This window comes from Serratia liquefaciens (assembly GCF_027594825.1).
GTDB classification, from domain to species: domain Bacteria; phylum Pseudomonadota; class Gammaproteobacteria; order Enterobacterales; family Enterobacteriaceae; genus Serratia; species Serratia liquefaciens_A.
In genome coordinates, this window is record NZ_CP088930.1 from 529,852 (window position 1) to 548,836 (window position 18,985).

General features: G+C 53.8%; 19 protein-coding genes. 8 read left to right on the forward strand and 11 right to left on the reverse strand.

What is annotated here, in order from left to right:
- Positions 1–38: 38 nt before the first annotated feature.
- A complete protein-coding gene (locus LQ945_RS02300; protein WP_044551595.1) occupies positions 39–785 on the forward strand; it encodes a DNA-binding transcriptional regulator YciT in 747 nt (248 codons plus the stop codon).
- A 49-nt stretch (positions 786–834) separates the two neighbouring features.
- Here LQ945_RS02300 and araD read toward each other — a convergent pair whose 3' ends face one another.
- Positions 835–1,530 carry an L-ribulose-5-phosphate 4-epimerase gene (araD, locus tag LQ945_RS02305; protein ID WP_270102194.1) on the reverse strand — a complete coding sequence of 232 codons (696 nt, stop codon included), beginning with the start codon at positions 1,528–1,530 and terminating at the stop codon, positions 835–837.
- Between the two features lie 351 nt (positions 1,531–1,881).
- Between araD and osmB the strand changes: the two genes are divergently transcribed.
- Positions 1,882–2,100: an osmotically-inducible lipoprotein OsmB gene (gene osmB / locus LQ945_RS02310; RefSeq protein ID WP_004945176.1), complete on the forward strand. Its 219-nt coding sequence runs from the start codon at positions 1,882–1,884 to the stop codon at positions 2,098–2,100.
- A 202-nt stretch (positions 2,101–2,302) separates the two neighbouring features.
- Here osmB and yciH read toward each other — a convergent pair whose 3' ends face one another.
- Both yciH and pyrF read right to left on the reverse strand, forming a co-directional pair.
- Positions 2,303–2,629 (reverse strand): stress response translation initiation inhibitor YciH, encoded by a 327-nt coding sequence (yciH, locus tag LQ945_RS02315; protein ID WP_270102195.1) that lies wholly within the window; start codon positions 2,627–2,629, stop codon positions 2,303–2,305.
- 10 nt (positions 2,630–2,639) lie between these two features.
- Complete coding sequence (gene pyrF / locus LQ945_RS02320) at positions 2,640–3,368, reverse strand: orotidine-5'-phosphate decarboxylase (RefSeq protein ID WP_044551618.1); 729 nt, start codon at positions 3,366–3,368, stop codon at positions 2,640–2,642.
- A gap of 328 nt (positions 3,369–3,696) precedes the next feature.
- Here pyrF and bhsA point away from each other — a divergent pair, with 328 nt between their 5' ends.
- Positions 3,697–3,957: a multiple stress resistance protein BhsA gene (bhsA, locus tag LQ945_RS02325; RefSeq protein WP_044551621.1), complete on the forward strand. Its 261-nt coding sequence runs from the start codon at positions 3,697–3,699 to the stop codon at positions 3,955–3,957.
- Between the two features lie 169 nt (positions 3,958–4,126).
- Positions 4,127–4,423, forward strand: a complete 297-nt coding sequence (locus LQ945_RS02330) for an Arc family DNA-binding protein (RefSeq protein ID WP_044551623.1) — start codon at positions 4,127–4,129, stop codon at positions 4,421–4,423.
- 56 nt (positions 4,424–4,479) lie between these two features.
- Here LQ945_RS02330 and lapB read toward each other — a convergent pair whose 3' ends face one another.
- The 3 genes from lapB to pgpB form a co-directional block, all read right to left on the reverse strand.
- The gene (lapB, locus tag LQ945_RS02335) at positions 4,480–5,649 is read right to left on the reverse strand and encodes a lipopolysaccharide assembly protein LapB (protein WP_044551626.1); all 1,170 of its coding nucleotides are present in this window, start codon (positions 5,647–5,649) and stop codon (positions 4,480–4,482) included.
- Positions 5,650–5,655: 6 nt separating this feature from the next.
- On the reverse strand, positions 5,656–5,958 hold the full coding sequence (locus LQ945_RS02340) for a LapA family protein (protein WP_020827127.1): 303 nt from the start codon (positions 5,956–5,958) through the stop codon (positions 5,656–5,658).
- A gap of 289 nt (positions 5,959–6,247) precedes the next feature.
- The gene (pgpB, locus tag LQ945_RS02345) at positions 6,248–7,018 is read right to left on the reverse strand and encodes a phosphatidylglycerophosphatase B (RefSeq protein ID WP_044552959.1); all 771 of its coding nucleotides are present in this window, start codon (positions 7,016–7,018) and stop codon (positions 6,248–6,250) included.
- Positions 7,019–7,296: 278 nt separating this feature from the next.
- On the opposite strand from pgpB, the gene ribA reads away from it, so the two are divergent.
- Positions 7,297–7,890: a GTP cyclohydrolase II gene (gene ribA, locus LQ945_RS02350; RefSeq protein WP_041415420.1), complete on the forward strand. Its 594-nt coding sequence runs from the start codon at positions 7,297–7,299 to the stop codon at positions 7,888–7,890.
- 199 nt (positions 7,891–8,089) lie between these two features.
- On the opposite strand, the gene acnA is transcribed toward ribA, so the two are convergent.
- Together acnA and LQ945_RS02360 are read right to left on the reverse strand one after the other, a co-directional pair.
- Complete coding sequence (gene acnA, locus LQ945_RS02355; RefSeq protein ID WP_044551628.1) at positions 8,090–10,762, reverse strand: aconitate hydratase AcnA; 2,673 nt, start codon at positions 10,760–10,762, stop codon at positions 8,090–8,092.
- Between the two features lie 305 nt (positions 10,763–11,067).
- On the reverse strand, positions 11,068–11,169 hold the full coding sequence (locus LQ945_RS02360; RefSeq protein ID WP_071827035.1) for a YmiA family putative membrane protein: 102 nt from the start codon (positions 11,167–11,169) through the stop codon (positions 11,068–11,070).
- Between the two features lie 275 nt (positions 11,170–11,444).
- Here LQ945_RS02360 and LQ945_RS02365 point away from each other — a divergent pair, with 275 nt between their 5' ends.
- Positions 11,445–12,050 (forward strand): hypothetical protein, encoded by a 606-nt coding sequence (locus tag LQ945_RS02365; RefSeq protein ID WP_048823896.1) that lies wholly within the window; start codon positions 11,445–11,447, stop codon positions 12,048–12,050.
- 103 nt (positions 12,051–12,153) lie between these two features.
- On the opposite strand, the gene cysB is transcribed toward LQ945_RS02365, so the two are convergent.
- Together cysB and topA are read right to left on the reverse strand one after the other, a co-directional pair.
- Complete coding sequence (cysB, locus tag LQ945_RS02370) at positions 12,154–13,128, reverse strand: HTH-type transcriptional regulator CysB (protein ID WP_020827132.1); 975 nt, start codon at positions 13,126–13,128, stop codon at positions 12,154–12,156.
- A 360-nt stretch (positions 13,129–13,488) separates the two neighbouring features.
- Positions 13,489–16,086, reverse strand: coding sequence for a type I DNA topoisomerase (gene topA, locus LQ945_RS02375; protein WP_044551634.1), 2,598 nt, complete (start codon positions 16,084–16,086; stop codon positions 13,489–13,491).
- A 426-nt stretch (positions 16,087–16,512) separates the two neighbouring features.
- On the opposite strand from topA, the gene LQ945_RS02380 reads away from it, so the two are divergent.
- Positions 16,513–16,764 (forward strand): YciN family protein, encoded by a 252-nt coding sequence (locus tag LQ945_RS02380; protein WP_044551636.1) that lies wholly within the window; start codon positions 16,513–16,515, stop codon positions 16,762–16,764.
- Positions 16,765–16,812: 48 nt separating this feature from the next.
- Here LQ945_RS02380 and sohB read toward each other — a convergent pair whose 3' ends face one another.
- Positions 16,813–17,859, reverse strand: a complete 1,047-nt coding sequence (sohB, locus tag LQ945_RS02385; RefSeq protein ID WP_044551638.1) for a protease SohB — start codon at positions 17,857–17,859, stop codon at positions 16,813–16,815.
- 358 nt (positions 17,860–18,217) lie between these two features.
- Between sohB and LQ945_RS02390 the strand changes: the two genes are divergently transcribed.
- On the forward strand, positions 18,218–18,979 hold the full coding sequence (locus LQ945_RS02390) for a YciK family oxidoreductase (protein WP_270102196.1): 762 nt from the start codon (positions 18,218–18,220) through the stop codon (positions 18,977–18,979).
- The last annotated feature ends 6 nt before the right edge of the window (positions 18,980–18,985 follow it).

Sequence of the window (18,985 nt, forward strand, 5' to 3'; positions counted from 1 at the left end):
TTAGCGGCCGCACCTTGGTGGCCGCACATCAGGTTGATATGAATTCAAGACAACAGACAATACTTCAATTGGTCAACGATCGCCGACGTATCAGCGTCAGCGATTTGGCTGCGGCCACCGGCGTTTCAGAGGTGACGATCCGCCAGGATTTGAACCTGCTGGAGAAACGCAGCTACCTGAAACGGGTACACGGTTCCGCGCTGGCATTAGAAAGCGACGACGTCGATGCGCGCATGATGTCCAACTTCACCCTTAAGCAAAAGCTGGCGCAGTATGCCGCCTCGCTGGTTAACGACGATGAGACCATTTTTATCGAAAGCGGCAGTGCCAACGCGCTGCTGGCGCGTTATATCGCCGAGCGCAAACGCATTACGCTGATCACCGTCAGCCACTATATCGCCAATCTGCTGAAAGAGACGGATTGCGAAGTGATCGTGCTGGGCGGCATGTACCAGAAAAAGAGCGAGACCGTGGTCGGGCCGTTAACCCGCCAATGCATTCAGCAAGTGCATTTCAGTAAGGCGTTTATCGGCGTCGATGGCTATCATGCGGATACCGGCTTCACCGGTCGCGATATGATGCGTGCCGACGTGGTAAATGCCGTGCTGGCGAAGGGCGTAGAAAATATTGTCCTGACCGACTCGTCAAAGTTTGGTCAGATTCAACCCAATCCGCTGACCCAGCAAGGTAAAGTCCAGCGGGTAATTACCGATTCGCGGCTGTCGCTGGAGTATCAACACCTGTTGAAGCGCCAGGGAATACAGTTGGATATGGTCAACGACTAGGCGCCAGACGGAGCAACGGAGAGCCGCCGACAGGCGGACCTCCTGACGCTCACTGGCCGTAGTAGGCGTTTTTACCGTGCTTGCGCAGGTAATGTTTGTCCAGCAGGGTTTGCTGCATATTCGCCAGGCCCGGCGACAGCTGGCGCGAGAAAATCCCCATATAGGCAATTTCTTCCAACACCACCGCATTGTGTACCGCGGTTTCTGCGTTTTCACCCCAGGTAAAGGGGCCATGAGAATGCACCAATACGCCCGGCACCGCAGCCGGATCCAACCGGCGCTGGCCAAAGGTTTCGACAATCACTCTGCCGGTCTCCCATTCATAGCGGCCATTAATTTCCTCATCCTGCATCCGTCGGGTACAGGGAATGTCGCCGTAGAAATAGTCGGCGTGGGTAGTGCCCCAGGCAGGAATATCCAACCCGGCCTGCGCCCAAATGGTGGCATGCCGCGAATGGGTGTGTACTATACCGCCGGCATTGCCAAATTCCAGGTACAGCACGCGGTGGGTATCGCTGTCTGAAGAAGGCTTTTTGGCGCCCTCCACCACCTTGCCGCTTTCCAATTCCAGCACCACCATATCGTCACGGGTCATCGCTGCGTATTCCACCCCCGAGGGTTTGATCACCATCAATCCCTCGCGACGATCGACGGCGCTGACATTCCCCCAGGTGAAGGTCACCAGATGATGGCGTGGCAGCGCCAGATTAGCCTCCAATACCTGCTGCTTGAGATCGTTAAGCATGTTTCTTTCCCGGTTACCCTGTTGGGAATATTGTCGGCAGGCGTGCTCGGGGGCGGTATGGCGTAAATCGCTAAAGACCGCGTAGTCTTCTGCTGGAAACGGCAATTTGCGCGCTGGGCATTAAATAGCGCGCAATGGACTTTAAGACTATTTACCTGTTTATCGTTCAGCAGAAGCTTATAGTGAATATTGGCGGAGAGAGCGCTTTAGGCGTTTCAATTATTCTGCCTTTAACAAAAAATGCCATTTTTTATAGCGATACTTACTGGGAGCCACTAGCAGGCCGAAATTCGGGTTCATGCCTATACTTAATGGGCACTCCCAGATAGCCAATGCTAAGGAGAAGTCATTATGATGATTATCAATAAACGTTTTGCTACCGCCGCTCTGGCGCTTACTCTGGCGTTTTCACTCAGCGCATGTTCGAACATGTCCAAGCGTGACCGTAACACCGCCATTGGTGCCGGTGCGGGGGCCGTAGGCGGCGCGGTGCTGACCGATGGTAGCGCACTGGGTACGCTCGGTGGGGCCGCAGTGGGGGGCATCATTGGTCATCAGGTAGGTAAATAACCTGATCGGCCAGCTTTCAGATACCTCTGCCGACAGGCTGGCAAAAGCGATATCGCTTTGACGTATTAAGCATAATAAAGATTATTTCAGGTCTGTTTTACCTTTCATCGATGGCGGGTTGCCATCAACGGGTTAACGCCCGGCAGCAGTATCCCAGCCATGCCGCAGTATTGCACCGCGGCATGGCCATTCGCTCAGGCGATTAGCCGCCTGCCAGCTTGACCTTCATCCCTTTGCCTTCCAACAGCTGCTTAAGCAAATCCCGCTTATCGCCTTGGATCTCGATCACACCCTCTTTGACCGAGCCGCCGCAGCCGCATTTTTTCTTGAGCTCTGCCGCCAGCTTGTCCAATGCGGCATCATCCAGATCAATGCCGGTGATCAGGCAAACACCCTTTCCTTTGCGCCCGCTGGTCTGGCGCTGAATACGCACGATACCGTCACCCTTTTCACGTGGCGGTTGGACCTCTTCCTGCTTGATACGCCCACTATCGGTGGAATATACCAGCCGGCTGTTATCGTTGCTCATTGTCGTCTCCTTAAGCCAGAGAAGCGCGGATCGCACTTAGCGTAGCAGCAGGATCGGCGGATTGGGTGATCGGGCGCCCAATCACCATATAGTCAACGCCTGCCGCTTGCGCCTGTACTGGCGTCATAATACGGCGCTGATCGCCGGCGGCGCTGCCTTCAGGGCGGATTCCCGGCGTCACCAGTTGGAATTGTTGGCCACAGGCCGCTTTGAGACGCTCAGCTTCGTGCGCTGAACAGACAACGCCGTCCAGCCCACAATCGCGGGTCAGACGCGCCAGCCGCTCCGCCTGCTCGGCCGGAGAAAGGTCGATACCGATACCACGCAGATCTTCTGCTTCCATGCTGGTCAGCACGGTGACGGCGATCAGCAGCGGGGCCTGGGCGCCATAAGGCAGCAATGCCTCTTTCGCTGCGGTCATCATGCGCGCACCACCGCTGGCATGCACGTTAACCATCCATACGCCCAGCTCGGCCGCCGCGGCAACGGCACGGGCGGTAGTATTTGGAATATCATGGAATTTCAAATCCAGGAACACGTCGAAACCGCGTGCGTGCAAATCGTGCACCAGCTGAGGTCCGAACAGGGTGAACATTTCCTTGCCCACTTTTAACCGGCAATCCTGCGGATCAACACGATCGGCAAATGCCAGCGCCGCGTCAATATCTGCATAATCGAGCGCAACGATGATCGGAGATGATTTTAAGTCATTGTTATTGATGTTATTTTCAGACTTCATTTCTTCTACCTTCTGTAAAATGGACATAAATAGGTAATAACCCGCCAAACTGACCGCCGCATTCTACATGCCAGCCGACAGAAATCCCAGCCGCAGCGCGCTCTGCGCTTAAGTAATGTTATCCCCTCGAACGTCATCAAGCGTCAATAACCCCTGACCGTCCTTAACCCAGCCTGCGTAAACCGCCGTAAAGATGCGTAAATTATACATCAAATAATTTGAACAACATGCTCAGCATTATCAGATTTTAAATCCCAGCGGATGCTTTATTATTCAACACATCGGAAGCAAACGCCTTCCAACCTAAACAAATAGACTGGAGTTCATCATGAAAAACATCAAATATTTTGCAGCAGCAGCCGTTATCGCCATGACCTCTTTCGCTACCTTCGCCGCTGAACCGGTGGATCAGCAACAGGCCAGCGGCCTGACCGCTTCAGGCGTCGTTTCCGCCGGTCACGCAACTACCCTGAGTGGCCTGGAAGCCAAACTGGCCGCAAAAGCCGATGCTCAAGGCGCCAGCAGCTACCGCATCATTTCTGCCGGCGGCAACAACATGCTTAGTGGTACCGCAGTTATCTACAAATAAGCTATCAGGTATAGGGCCCGGCACGCCGGGCTTTACTTTATTTCCCCGCCAAATCGCTCACAATTCCCCCGACACAATGTTACATAAATATTAAATTTTTATTACACACTGGACTCTCCTGCCAGAGTGGCTTAGCTTGAAAGCAATCTTCCCGCAGAAAGGCTTCAAAATGAGCGAGATATCTACATTAACCATTAAAATCCCTCTGGAACTCAAAGAAAAAATTCGTGCCATTGCTGCCGATAACCAGCTTTCTCTGAGTGCTGAGGTTTGCCAGCGCCTGGAAACCAGCTTTGAGCTACCGACCAAAGCAGAAAAGCCCGCCAAAAAATCGGCGGAGTTGCATCATGGCGAAATCGATAATCAGGGGATTGAAGAAGAAGTTGAGCAGCCGCTGAACCAGAAAGAGTTGAAGAAGCTGCGTCAGCTGTTGAAAGGTAACGTGAAGGCCGGCAAGAAAAAATAAGTCGGTGCTGTCACCACAAAAAACGGGGCTAATCAGGCCCCGTTTTTTATTGCGCGTTATTGCCCATCCAGCCCGCGAATCGGTTTAACCGATGACCAGGCCCGGCATGACGGGCAATGCCAATACAGAGAATGAGCGGTAAAGCCGCATTTATGACAGCGATAACGCGGTTTGGTCCGAATTTGCTCACCGACCATATCGCGCAGCAGTAACAGACTCTCTTTCGCACGGCCGTCCTCTGCATCCGCCAGGTGGTAATCCATCAGGCGGTAAAATACTCGCATGGTCGGGTGGCGCTGTAGCTGGCGGTTGATATAAACCTGCACCACGTCGCGCCCTTCATGCTGTTCGATAATTTCCGCCAGCATCAGTTCCGCAGTAGCGCCGGTATTTTCTTCCACGCAACGCTTGAGGAAGTCTGCCCAACCCTGCTGCTGCTCCAGGTGCTGGTAACACTCTTGCAGCATCGGCAGAGTTTCGCTGACCAGTTCTTTATCCTGGTTCAGCACGCGTTGGAGCGACTCAACCGCCTTGGCGTACTCCCCCTGGGCCATATAAATACGCCCCACCATGATCGACACCCGGGCACACTGACTGTCGGCCGAAGCCGCGCGTTTCAGCAACCCCATCGCCTTATCGAGATCGTCGCTGCCCATCGCCTGCAAGGCCAATTCGCAATAAAAATGTGCGATCTCGACGCGCTGTTTGTCTTTGCCTAATTTGACCAGTTTTTCCGCCACGTCGATGGCCTTAAGCCAGTCGCTGGTGGCCTGATGGATCGCCAACAGTTGCTGTAGCGCAGAAAGGCGGAAATCCTCTTCGCCAACCAGTTGGCCAAACATGTCTTCGGCACGATCGTACATGCCGGCGGCCATATAGTCGCGGCCAAGCTGTTGCACGGCCAGCAAACGTTGTTCGAAGGTCAGGGAAGCGCTTTCCATCAGCGCCTGATGGATGCGGATAGCGCGGTCGACTTCGCCACGCGAACGGAACAGGTTACCCAGCGTCAGGTGGGCTTCAACGGTGTTGCTGTCCTCTTTCAACATATCAAGGAACAGATCGACCGCTTTATCCTGCTGGTTGGAGAGCAGGAAGTTAACCCCGGCCACGTACTCGCGCGACAGACGGTTGGCTTCCTGTTGTTTATCCTGTTGAGCACTTCTGCGCCCCATGTACCATCCGTACGCGGCAGCCACGGGCAGCAACAGAAACAGCAGCTCTAACATAGAAGATTATTCCTTGCTGACAACGGACTGAGCTGCCGGCTCAGCAGGTTGTTCAAGCTGCAGTTCCAGCCTTTTGATTTTGCGTTCGGCACGCCCCAGCGCAATGCGGGTACGCAGATAAAACAGGCCGCAAATGACCCAACCGAGAACAAAACCGGCGCCAAACAACGCCGCCAACAGGGTCGATACGCGATAGTCGCCCTGCGCAACCAGATAATTAAAACTCACCACCTGATCGTTATGCGCGCCCAACGTGACAGAAATCACGAAGATCACCAGAACCAACAAAAAAATCAGCAAATATTTCACATTCTTTCCCGCGATGCCGAGTTAATCGGATGAACTATGCCAATACGTGGCGTCCCTAACTAATAAGTTAGCATTTCCCGTCGTAGCAGGGAAACCCTGAGGCACGATAAAACCATATATATGCTGGCATATTCGACAGTAAACGGCACTCCCGGACAAATTTATGAGAGAGCGTCTCAAAATAATAGATTAATCAAGATATGGGGGCATTAATGCGAATTGCAATGAAGGTCTTATGTAAGCGGTTAATACGGCGCCATCCAGACGCCGTTTAAAGTGACGCGGTCACCTAATGCTTATGCGTCAGGGTTCTTTCCGCAATTTCCTGTTGCTCCTGCGGAGGCGGTGTCAAAGGCCCAAACCAACGTTGCACCAGCCAACAGGCCAGTGTCACCAGCAGCCAGCTGATCAAGGTCGCCACCACCAGATCACGCGGCCAATGCATCCCCAGCAGCAAACGACTCCCCATCACGCCCGCCGCCCAAACCATTAAGACCGCCACGGTCTTGTAGTGCCGCCGTGGCCACAGCAACCCTACCGCCAACAGCGCCCAACTGGCGGCAAACATGGTATGGCCTGAAGGAAACGCAAAGCCGGTCTCGAACTGCCAATGTTCGCGCAACCATACTGGGACCAGCGCCTGGTCCTGCAATTGCTCTTTGACCAACGCCCCCCGCTCTTTGCGCTTGAGCGAGTAGAAGTATTTTTCATCAATCTGATGGGTTGACTCCAGCCACAGCACGAAAGGCCGTGGCTCTTGTACCCGGTCCTTGATAAAGGACTTCACACCCTGGCCAATCAATATCGACGCGCTGAGCAGCACCAGCAGGCCAATCGCCGGCTTGATGCGAAAACGCAGACACCACAGGAACCAGGCGCAAAGAATGATATTGGTGATAATGCCCCAAGGGGAAGTGACCGTTTCGGTCAGCCAGTACAGGCCTTTCAGAAGTCGTCCGTCGCCCCCCGGTTGCCATTGCCAGCCGGAAAGCCACACCACCAAAGGCATCAGTAACAGAACTATTGCCCCTGCGGCCGTACGTTTTGCTATCTCAAACATTCCCATCGCCCTTTGCTTAAGCCAATTTGCAGTGTAACAATCTTGTAATATCGATAACACTCTAAAAATTAAACAGATAAAAAACCTATCGCAATAATAGTTGGCTGAAAACACCGGATGCTGGTTTGCTGAGCACCGCAGGGCAAGAAGTTATGGCAAAATAGCCGATAATTAACGAAATGCCGATCGTGGTTATGCATTTTAATACTGGTCAGTTCACCGTACCGGAAGTAGGATGCGCAACCATGATTGAATCGGATGTATTTGTGGAGAGCAACATGCAGCTTAAACGGGTGGCAGAGGCCAAATTGCCAACACCTTGGGGCGATTTCCTGATGGTAGGATTCGAAGAACTGGCTACCGGACACGACCATTTGGCCCTGGTGTTCGGTGATATCTCTGGCGCGACGCCGGTACTCTCACGCGTACATTCTGAGTGTCTGACCGGTGATGCATTATTCAGCCTGCGCTGCGACTGCGGTTTTCAATTGGAAGCGGCGCTGGAGCATATCGCAGAAGAAGGCCGCGGTATTCTGCTCTACCACCGCCAGGAAGGTCGCAATATCGGTTTGCTTAATAAAATCCGTGCTTATGCCCTGCAGGACAAAGGCGCTGATACGGTAGAAGCCAATCATCAGTTGGGGTTTGCCGCCGATGAGCGCGACTTCACCCTGTGCGCCGACATGTTCAAGCTGTTGGGCGTGGATGCAGTGCGCTTACTGACCAACAACCCGAAAAAGGTTGAGATCCTGACGGAAGCCGGCATCAACATCACCGAACGCGTGCCGTTGATTGTCGGTCGTAATCCGAAGAACGAACGTTACCTGGCCACCAAGGCGGCTAAAATGGGCCATTTGCTGGACCAGAAGTAATTTTCCTGCGAGACAAATCAGGGTGCCCGAAAAAGGCACCCTAAGTTTGATGATAAAGTGGTCTGTAAACCTGAGATACTCGGGCCTAGCGCACCGAGGGGCGCTCCGGCGGGCAAGCCGCTACGACCCCATCGGCACGCTCTCCCTAATAACGGGCTTTGTCAGTTGTCTGAGGGCGCCCGTTAAGGCGCCCTTTTTATTACAGCATTTTCCTGATCACGTAGTGCAGGATGCCGTCGTTTTCATAGTAGGTCAGTTCGTTGCCGGTATCGATACGACAACGGGTATTCACAACTTCCTTGCGCCCGTCGGCATAGGTGATATGTACCGGCACCGTCTGCCCCGGCCGCAGCGTTTGCAGCCCGCTGACGCTGATCTGCTCGTCACCGCTCAGCCCCAGAGTCTTACGCGTCACGCCTGCCGGGAATTCCAGCGGCAGAATGCCCATACCAATCAGGTTAGAACGGTGAATACGCTCAAAGGACTCGGCAATCACCACCCGGACACCCAGCAGCCGCGGCCCTTTTGCCGCCCAGTCACGGCTGGAGCCTGAACCGTATTCCTTACCGGCAATCACCGCCAAAGGTACGCGTTCCTGCTGATACTGCATGGCAGCGTCATAGATCGACAGCTGATTCTGCGACGGAATATGGCGGGTATAGCCCCCCTCGACTCCGGGAACCATTTCATTGCGGATACGGATATTGGCAAAGGTGCCACGCATCATCACTTCATGGTTACCACGACGAGAGCCGTAGGAGTTGAAGTCTTGCGCCGCAACGCCATGATCGCTCAGATAGCGCCCCGCCGGGCTGTCACGTTTGATATTCCCCGCCGGTGAGATATGGTCGGTGGTCACCGAGTCGGCCAGGATCGCCAGAATGCGCGCATCCTTGATATCCTGTACCGGATCCGGCTTCACTTTCATGGTGCTGAAGAATGGCGGATGACGGATATAGGTAGAATCTCCCTGCCATTGATAGGTGGCCGAGCCGGCAACCTGAATCGATTGCCAGTTTGCGTCACCGTCGAAGACCGCGCCATATTCCTTGTGGAACATCTCGGTGCGAACTTCCTCCACCGCTTGGGCAATATCTTTGCTGCTCGGCCAGATATCCTTCAGATAGACAGGCTGCCCGTCACGGCCTTCGCCCAGCGGGTCTTTGGTCAGGTCAATTTTCATGCTGCCGGCCAGCGCGTAAGCCACCACCAGCGGCGGGGAAGCCAGCCAGTTGGTTTTTACCAGCGGATGGATACGGCCTTCGAAGTTGCGGTTGCCGGAAAGCACCGCACCCACGGTCAGATCGCCCTCTTTAATCGCCTGTTCGATCGGCTCAGGTAATGGCCCGGAGTTACCGATACAGGTGGTACAGCCGTAGCCGACCAGGTTAAAACCGAGTTCCTCAAGATAAGAGGTCAGTTTGGCGCTGTCGAAATAGTCAGTCACCACTTTGGAGCCCGGTGCCAACGAGGTTTTCACCCAAGGCTTGGTTCGCAAGCCTTTGTTTACCGCATTCTTCGCCAGCAGGCCTGCCGCCATCATCACGCTGGGGTTCGAGGTATTGGTGCAAGAGGTTATGGCCGCGATGACTACCGCGCCATTATGCAGCTCATGCTGCTGTTGGTTCAGGGTAAAAGTTTTGAATTCAGCTTTGCGCTGCTGATTGCCGATCTCGAGCTCAGTCGCGGCGTTGAACGCCTTAGGTACGTCCGGCAGCGCCACGCGATCCTGAGGGCGCTTCGGCCCCGCCAGGCTGGCGACCACCGTCGACATATCCAACGCCAGCGTGCTGGTAAAGACCGGTTCATCGCCCGGGTTACGCCACATGCCCTGCGCTTTGGCATAGGCCTCAACCAATGCGATTTGCTCGTCGCTGCGGCCACTGAGCTTCATGTAACCCAGCGTCACTTCGTCTACCGGGAAGAAACCGCAAGTCGCGCCAAATTCCGGCGACATATTGGCAATGGTTGCCCGGTCGGCCAACGGCAGATCGGCCAGGCCATCACCGTAAAACTCGACGAATTTGCCCACTACGCCGTGTTTACGCAGCATCTGGGTCACGGTCAGCACCAGGTCGGTGGCGGTGATGCCTTCGCTCAGCTTGCCGGTCAGTTTAAAGCCCACCACGTCAGGGATCAGCATAGACACCGGTTGGCCCAGCATCGCCGCTTCGGCTTCAATACCGCCTACGCCCCAGCCTAGAATGCCCAGGCCGTTGATCATGGTGGTGTGAGAATCGGTACCGACCAGGGTATCCGGGTAAGCGATACGCTGCCCGCTCTCGTCCGTATGCCACACGGTTTGGCCGAGATATTCCAGATTGACCTGGTGACAGATACCGGTGCCCGGCGGCACCACGCGGAAGCGGTTAAAGGCTTTTTGCCCCCAGCGCAGGAAGGTGTAGCGCTCGTGGTTGCGCTCCATCTCGATGCGCACGTTTTCTTCAAAGGCTTCGTCATCGCCAAATTCATCAACGGTGACCGAGTGGTCAATCACCAAATCGACCGGTGACAGCGGGTTGACCTGATCAACATTCCCGCCCAACCGCTGGACCGCTTCACGCATTGCGGCCAAGTCCACCACCGCAGGCACACCGGTAAAATCCTGCATCAGTACGCGGGCGGGCCGGTAGGCAATCTCGCGGTCTGCATGCCCGGTCTGCAACCAGCCAACAATGGCTTTCAGATCGTCAACCTGCACGGTGTCGCCATCCACATGGCGCAGCAGGTTTTCCAACAGCACTTTCATTGATTTGGGCAGTCGGTCGATATTGCCCAACTGTTTTGCCGCCAATGGCAGGCTGTAATAGCCGTACTCAGTATTGAGCGCCACCAGCTTATCCATACTCGTTTCACGAAGATCGGACGACATAGCTCCTCCATTTCTTATTATGTCTAAAACAGGGTAATCACTGAGGTCTTATTTAAAGATAACACAAAGATGACGTAACGTTTTGATAACAACACGTTTTGATCATAACGATAGGCAAGAACAATCAACGGAGGTAAGTGCTTGTTCGGGCAGTGGATTAGCCCGAAAATGACGCTAAACTGGTCGGATATGTGGAGAAAGCCAGGCCAAAGGAAGGAATTACCCTCCCGTCCTGGCAAACACGGTGAGTCCGGCAAAGGTCAAAAATGAAGGTCTCTACAAGGGGATTCATTGAGGCCAGGGGCTTAGACCAGCCAGCAGACCAATGTACCCACCAATAGCCAGAACAAACCACTAAAGATAAACACGGCTTGCCAAGCTTTACGTCTAATGTCCTTATCGTTCACACCAACATCCCTGTATCCAAACAAACAGAATGGTAATTATGGAACACATTGAACGACAGCCACATCAGGGAAATCTCATGCCCGGCATTTCCAACTCAATATGACGCTCGTACCAGCACTTAAAAACGCTTAATATTCAGCAGGTTTAAGGCTCGCCGGTGCATGGCACAAAATGCAAACTGTTTGCCGGCCGAGATGCAATCGCGATACTCCCGTGTCCCGGTCTACACTTTTCGAGGGTAATGGGGGCAAAATCTAAGTTTAAGGAGAGCGCCGTGGCATTTTTGGGGTTTGTCAGTGAACGAGAGTGTCGAAGCTGGCAAGATGCTTCACTTTATCTTCCCGCGTTCAGTTTTTACGAAAGGCATCAGTCAGCCGCTATCGATGCTGCACCCGAAGCCCTTATTCAGGCGGTGCTTTCCCTGGATATGGCGGAAGACCCGATCATTCGCAGGCTGCTGATGCTTCGCCAGTTGCCGGGCCATCTGCGCCAATGGTTGTCAGGCACCGAACTCGCCACGTCCCCCGCTGCCTTTGGCTTCGATACCTTTACCTTGCTCCATCAGGACAGTCATGAAGTCTCACTGGGGCTGGCCGGGCGTTTTTGGCGGCCTATGTTGGGCGTCAATAAATTGGCAACTGCAGAGGATTTTCACCAATTCAACGACCAGAAAGCCGCCAAGCTGGTGTTGCGTTTTAAAGTTATTCCGGAGGCTTCGGGGCTCGCTATGCTGCGCACCGAAACCTTTATCTGGTGCCCGACATCGCAGGTAAAAGCGCGGCTTGCCGGCTATTGGGCCATGATCCGCCCCGCCAGCGGGTGGATCCGACGGCGTACCCTGCTGTCAGTACAGCGTAAACTGGCAAAAGGCGGTAAATAGAGGAACTAAAGCGTGAATGGTGGAAGTCAGTAGAGGGGGCAGCAGGAGAGAAAAAACGCCTCTCCTGCTGCATAAATCGTTTGTTGGTCGTTAGATTAACGGCTTACTTTTCAGGCAGCTTGATGTCCTTGAACATCGCTTCGATTTCTTCGTTGGAACGCAGTGCAACCGCGTTGTCGACCACGTCACGCGTCAGGTGTGGCGCAAAGCGCTGGATAAAATCGTACATATAGCTACGCAGGAAGGTACTGCGACGGAAGCCGATTTTGGTGGTGCTGTAGGTGAAGATATCGCGGGCATCCACCGTCACCAGATCCGGATCTTGTATCGGGTCTACCGCCATGCTGGCGATCACACCCACCCCAAGGCCCAGACGCACGTAAGTTTTAATCACGTCGGCATCGGTAGCCGTAAATACGATGCGCGGCGTCAGACCGGCACGGTTGAACGCCGTATCCAACTCAGAGCGGCCGGTGAAGCCGAAGGTGTAGGTCACGATCGGGTAAGCCGCCAGTTCTTCGATGGTAATGTGGCTTTTACCGGCTAAAGGATGATCGGGCTTCACCACTACCGCGCGATTCCAGTGGTAACACGGCAGCATGATTAAATCGTCGTAGAGGTGCAGCGCTTCAGTGGCAATGGCGAAATCTGCCGTGCCTTTGGAGACGGCTTCCGCGATTTGCGTCGGCGACCCCTGATGCATGTGCAAAGAGACTCGTGGATAGCGCTCAATAAAGCCTTTGATGACGTTAGGCAGCGCATAACGCGCCTGGGTGTGGGTGGTCGCCACGTACAACGAGCCTTTGTCCGGGTAGGTATGCTCGCCGGCGACGGCTTTGATCGCATCCACTTTGGACAAAACTTCACGCGCAATACGGATGATTTCCAATCCTGCCGGCGTGACCTGAGTCAGGTGTTTGCCACTGCGGGCGAAAATCTGGATACCCAGCTCATCTTCCAGCATCCGCACCTGCTTGCTGATGCCGGGCTGCGAGGTGTAAAGCCCTTCTGCCGTCGAGGAGACATTCAGGTTGTGGTTAACCACTTCCACGATGTAACGAAGCTGCTGCAATTTCATATCTTATACCATCCTAGGTTAAACACTGCGTTGAGCCGCAGCCAGGTATATCGGTGTCGCCCCGGTATGCTGAAAACGAATAAGCCATGAACACAGTGTTTCACTCAGAGGCTGAAGAAACCGCCGTTGCTAATAAGCTTTAATCATAAAAAAACTTTTTATATAACCACTATATCACGCTACAGCTTCAAGTATAGATCCGCGTCACACTATGGTAACGATTATTTTGCATTGCGATCAACGTGAAACCCCAGCGCCAGGATGGAAAAAACAGCAAAGAATAGATCTGTTCACCGGCTTTAGCCAATAAAAAACCAGCCACAGGGGCTGGTTTTTTCATGTTGCATTCAGGCTGCAAATTTACTTTTTGCCTTCAACCCACTTGCCATCGATGTAGAAAGCGGACCAGCCGGTGGCTTTGCCGTCTTTTTCCGAAGAGACATACTGCTGTTTGGTTTTACGGCTGAAACGCACCATGGTTTTGTTGCCTTCCGCATCCGCTACCGGCGCATCTGCCAGGTAACGCAGTTTTTCAGGCAGGCGATCCTTGAACCGGGCCAGTTCTTCCACCAATGGCGCACGGGTTTCGCGCGATTTAGGGAAAGTATTGGCCGCCAGGAACACACCGGCTGCGCCGTCACGCAGAACAAAGTAAGCGTCCGACTTTTCGCACGGCAGTTCCGGCAATGGAACCGGATCTTCCTTCGGCGGTGCAACATCACCGTTACGCAGGATCTTGCGGGTGTTTTTGCAGTTCTCGTTGGTGCATCCCATGTACTTGCCGAAGCGCCCCATTTTCAGGTGCATTTCGGAACCACATTTATCGCACTCAACCACCGGGCCGTCATAACCTTTCAGGCGGAACTCGCCCTCTTCGATCTCATAGCCGTCACACGCAGGGTTATTACCGCACACGTGCAGCTTGCGCTGGTTGTCGATCAGGTAGCTGTCCATCGCCGTGCCGCATTTCTGGCAACGACGGCGGGCGCGCAATGCGTTGGTTTCCGCATCATCGCCTTCGAGAACGTTAAGCACTTCCGTTTCCGGCACCAGGTTAATGGTGGTTTTGCAGCGTTCCTTCGGCGTCAATGCATAACCGGAACAGCCCAGGAATACGCCAGTACTGGCAGTGCGAATGCCCATCTTGCGACCGCAGGTCGGGCAGTCGATGCTGGTCATCACCATCTGATTCGGGCGCATACCGCCTTCTTCAGGATCTTTTTCCGCCGTTTCCAACTGCTCGCTGAATTCGGCAAAGAATTCATCCAGCACCGCTTTCCACTCGGCGTGATTGTTCGCTACCTGGTCCAGGCCATCTTCCATGCGGGCGGTGAAATCATAATTCATCAGCTCGCGGAAGTTTTCTTCCAGACGGTCGGTAACGATCTCGCCCATTTTTTCGGCGTAGAAACGGCGGCTTTCAACCCGCACATAACCACGATCCTGAATGGTTGAAATAATCGAAGCATAGGTGGATGGACGGCCAATACCGCGTTTTTCCAACTCTTTAACCAACGAAGCTTCACTGTAACGTGCAGGCGGCTTGGTAAAGTGCTGGCTTGGGATCAGCTTTTGCAATTCCAGCTCGCTGCCCACTTCAACATACGGCAAGGTGCGGTCTTCATCGCCCTTACGCAGCGCCGGCATCACTTTAGTCCAGCCATCGAAGCGCAGCGTGCGGCCCTTGGCGCGCAACTGGTAATCACCGGCCTTGACCGACAGCGTGGTGGAGTCGTACTGCGCCGGCGTCATCTGACAGGCGACAAACTGACGCCAAATCAGCTGATACAGCTTTTGCGCATCCGCTTCCATGTCTTTCAACTGCTCGGCCAGCACGTTCACATCCGACGGACGGATAGCCTCATGCGCTTCCTGCGAGTTTTCTTTGCTGCTGTACTGGTTCGGCGCTTTCGGCAGGTACTTGTCGCCGAAGTTGTCGCCGATGTAACCCCGCACCATGTTGAGCGCGTCCTGGCTCAGATTGGTTGAGTCGGTACGCATATAGGTGATATGACCGGCTTCATACAGGCGCTGGGCCATCATCATGGTTTTCTTCACGCCAAAGCTCAGACGGGTACTGGCCGCCTGCTGCAACGTGGAGGTAATGTATGGCGCACCCGGCTTGCTGCTGGTCGGTTTGTCTTCGCGATCCAGCACCGTATAGCGGGCTTTTTCCAGCAGTTTCAGCGCGGCGTGAGTCTGCTCGCGATTAACCGGCTTGAAAGGTTTATCGTGGACATGCGTCACTTCCATTTGCAGCGAGGTATCACCCTTGGCTAACAAATCGGCGTGCAACTCCCAATACTCTTCCGGCACGAAGGCTTTGATATCGCGTTCACGCTCTACCACCAGCCGTACCGCAACGGACTGCACGCGTCCTGCCGACAGGCCACGGGCAATTTTCTTCCACAGCAGCGGCGAAACCATGTAGCCCACCACGCGGTCCATAAAGCGACGCGCCTGCTGTGCGTTAACACGGTCGATGTTCAGTTCGCCCGGCTGTTTGAACGCATTTTGGATCGCGTTCTTGGTAATTTCGTTAAACACCACGCGACTAAAGCGTTTGTCGTCACCCCCGATCACTTCCCGCAGGTGCCAGGCAATGGCTTCCCCTTCGCGGTCAAGGTCGGTTGCGAGATAGATGTGGTCAGCGTTTTCCGCTAACGACTTTAACTCGGCGACAACTTTTTCTTTACCCGGCAGGATTTCGTATTGCGCTTCCCAGCCATGGTAAGGATCGACGCCCATCCGATTTACCAGCGCCGTCTTCTCATCTTTTTTAACTTTCTTCTTGGCTTTGTTTTCGGTTGAGTCAGCGCTCTTTTTGCTGGCTGAGCCACTGGTCGGCAAATCACGGATATGACCGACGCTGGACTTCACCACGTAGTCATTACCTAAGTATTTATTAATAGTTTTGGCTTTTGCCGGGGACTCAACTATTACGAGAGCTTTACCCATATTTACCTTTACCTAATTTTATTTCTTCTAAAAAGAAGTCTTTTATCTCGCCGTGCCGCAGCGATTCATATCTCTTTTTTATATTGCGGCAGTCTGGCAAGAGATCAACATGTTTTTATCTATTGGCTGCCTAACTGCTCAACCTGAACGCAAGTTGTTGATCCTGCCTGCTATTCACCCATGCCCCAGAAGTATGGCTGTGTGAGACTCATTAATGGCGTAAACAAAACCTTCCACCTGACGCCGCAAAATCCCACACTGTACCTGATAAAAAGCGTCACGCAACCTAATTAGCACGGAAAGGCAGATTTCGCCAATCGGCAGATACCGCTAGCCGTCCAGACGGCAAATAAACCTTAGTCTGTTTGCGGATAAATGCGAACTGGCGTTAGAATAAGTGCAGAATTTATGATTGGAGTGTAATAAATGCGCACTAATACCTCACCCATTGATCGTGAAAGCTTGCTGCTCGAAGCAAATAATCTTATTCGCCAGCACGATGATTATCTGCATGGCATGGTTGCCACCGAAGTTGAACAAAAAGGCAGCGTTTTAGTTTTCCGCGGAGAATTCTTTTTGGATCCCGATGGATTGCCAACGGCAAAAACTACCGCAGTATTTAATATGTTTAAACATTTGGCTCACGTGTTTTCTGAAAAATACCATTTGGTCGATTAAGCATAAAAAAAGGGGGACTTCGGCCCCCCAGCGGTTTACTCGTTGCGATTAAAGCAGTGGCTTTTCGCCGCGCTGCCACCAGCGTAACAGCAGACGATCGACACTTTCTGCTGCGCTGCCGGTAAAACGGTCCATCAGGCGTTTACGACGCGCATAACGCACCCCCACCACCTCGTGATTTTCCATTTCAGCAATCAGCAGATCGTCACTGGTGCCAATCGCATCAACCAGCCCTTTTTCTTTCGCCTGGGTGCCGAACCAGTGTTCACCGGTTGCCACGCTGTCGATATCCAGCGATGGACGCTGCTGATGCACAAATTCTTTAAACAGTTGGTGGGTTTCGTTCAGATCTTCACGGAACTTCTCGCGCCCCTGCTCGGTGTTTTCGCCAAACAGCGTCAGCGTGCGTTTGAACTCGCCGGCGGTGTGCAATTCCACGTCAATATCGTTCTTTTTCAGCAAGCGGTGGAAGTTCGGAATTTGCGCCACAACGCCGATGGAACCAATGATGGCAAAGGGAGCGGCAACGATGCGATCCGCCACGCAGGCCATCATATAACCGCCGCTGGCGGCTACCTTGTCTACCGCTACCGTCAGGCGAATGCCGCCGGCGCGCAAACGGGCCAACTGCGATGAGGCCAGCCCGTAGCCATGAACGACCCCGCCCGGGCTTTCCAAGCGCAGCAGAACTTCGTCCTGTGGCGTCGCCACCGCCAGCACCGCGGAGACTTCCTCACGCAGTGAAGTCACTTCATGGGCATCCATGCTGCCTTTGAAGTCCAGCACGTACAGACAAGGTTTAGTGGCTTCCACCGCGCCGGCTTTTGCGCGCTGTTTCTTCAGTTTATCGTCGGCTTTGGTCTGCTTTTTAAACTGCTTGCTCCAGGCCTTTTGTTCCGCTTCGCCCATCCGCGCCAAACGCATATCGCGCTGCATGTCCCGGTATTGTTCTCCGAGGTCGGTAAGCTGCAGTTCCCCTTTGTGTCGGGCTTTGCGTTGCCCAAGGCTGACCGCCAGCAACGCCAGCGCGGCGATGGCAATCACAACCGTCGCGACTTTGGCCAGAAACAGGCCGTAAACAGATATAAACTCCACAGATTCCGCCTTTATTAACAGGTTGTTAGTACTATCTCATTCATTCTAGCCAACCGAAGCGGTGGCTGTCGCGACTAAATAAAAATTCCTTGTGCAGCCTCTTTACTATGTGGGCGGGTTTTGGCTTAACCAAGCCGGCCTCCTGCCATTTTTGTTACAAAAGAATGCCGTTTATGCCGCCTAATCATTGAAAATACGATCCATTTAAGGCATATAACACGGATTATTCATCAGGATGATGATCCAAATTCGCTGTGGGGCCTGCATGCGGTCGAGCCTTTGCTCCTGTCATGGCCCCTCAATCCACCCCCTCCCCGATGCAAGCGGGAGACAAGCCACCAAGGCGCGAGGAATTATTGTGCATTACCAACCCAAGCAGGATCTGTTGCAACAACGTATTATTCTGGTTACCGGCGCCGGTGACGGCATCGGCCGCGAAGCGGCACTCACCTATGCCAAATTTGGCGCGCAATTAGTACTGTTGGGTCGCACCGAAAGTAAACTTAAGGCGGTTCAGGCCGAGATCGCCAAACTCAGCAACGCCCCCGCTTACACCATCACGCTGGATTTGCTGCACTGCACGCAGGAACAGTGCCAACAGGCGGCAGACGAGCTAGCTACGCATGTCCCGCGTCTCGATGGCGTGCTTCACAACGCCGGCCTGCTGGGTGACATCGCTCCGATGGCAGAACTGTCGATGACAATGTGGAACGAAGTGATGCAGGTGAACGTCAATGCAACCTTTATGCTCACCCAGACGTTGCTGCCTCTGCTGTTGAAATCCCCTGCCGGATCGTTGGTCTTTACCAGCTCCAGCGTCGGCCGTAAGGGACGCGCCAACTGGGGGGCTTATGCCGTGTCAAAATTCGCCACTGAAGGCATGATGCAGGTGCTGGCCGATGAATATAAAAATCGCAATCTGCGGGTAAACTGCATCAATCCGGGCGGAACTCGCACCCAAATGCGCGCATCTGCGTTTCCAGACGAAGACAAAAGCAAGTTGAAAACTCCGGCGGACATTATGCCGCTTTACCTCTATTTGATGGGGGATGACAGCCGTCGCAAAACCGGCATGAGTTTCGACGCTCAGCCGAACCGTAAACCCGGCGCGGCCGAATAAAGGGGG

Excerpts from the sequence above, each read along its gene's own strand:
- LQ945_RS02300 (WP_044551595.1), top strand. The coding sequence starts at position 39 with ATGAATTCAAGACAACAGACAATACTTCAATTGGTCAACGATCGCCGA.
- araD (WP_270102194.1), bottom strand. The coding sequence starts at position 1,530 with ATGCTTAACGATCTCAAGCAGCAGGTATTGGAGGCTAATCTGGCGCTG.
- osmB (WP_004945176.1), top strand. The coding sequence starts at position 1,882 with ATGATGATTATCAATAAACGTTTTGCTACCGCCGCTCTGGCGCTTACT.
- yciH (WP_270102195.1), bottom strand. The coding sequence starts at position 2,629 with ATGAGCAACGATAACAGCCGGCTGGTATATTCCACCGATAGTGGGCGT.
- pyrF (WP_044551618.1), bottom strand. The coding sequence starts at position 3,368 with ATGAAGTCTGAAAATAACATCAATAACAATGACTTAAAATCATCTCCG.
- bhsA (WP_044551621.1), top strand. The coding sequence starts at position 3,697 with ATGAAAAACATCAAATATTTTGCAGCAGCAGCCGTTATCGCCATGACC.
- LQ945_RS02330 (WP_044551623.1), top strand. The coding sequence starts at position 4,127 with ATGAGCGAGATATCTACATTAACCATTAAAATCCCTCTGGAACTCAAA.
- lapB (WP_044551626.1), bottom strand. The coding sequence starts at position 5,649 with ATGTTAGAGCTGCTGTTTCTGTTGCTGCCCGTGGCTGCCGCGTACGGA.
- pgpB (WP_044552959.1), bottom strand. The coding sequence starts at position 7,018 with ATGTTTGAGATAGCAAAACGTACGGCCGCAGGGGCAATAGTTCTGTTA.
- ribA (WP_041415420.1), top strand. The coding sequence starts at position 7,297 with ATGCAGCTTAAACGGGTGGCAGAGGCCAAATTGCCAACACCTTGGGGC.
- acnA (WP_044551628.1), bottom strand. The coding sequence starts at position 10,762 with ATGTCGTCCGATCTTCGTGAAACGAGTATGGATAAGCTGGTGGCGCTC.
- cysB (WP_020827132.1), bottom strand. The coding sequence starts at position 13,128 with ATGAAATTGCAGCAGCTTCGTTACATCGTGGAAGTGGTTAACCACAAC.
- topA (WP_044551634.1), bottom strand. The coding sequence starts at position 16,086 with ATGGGTAAAGCTCTCGTAATAGTTGAGTCCCCGGCAAAAGCCAAAACT.
- LQ945_RS02380 (WP_044551636.1), top strand. The coding sequence starts at position 16,513 with ATGCGCACTAATACCTCACCCATTGATCGTGAAAGCTTGCTGCTCGAA.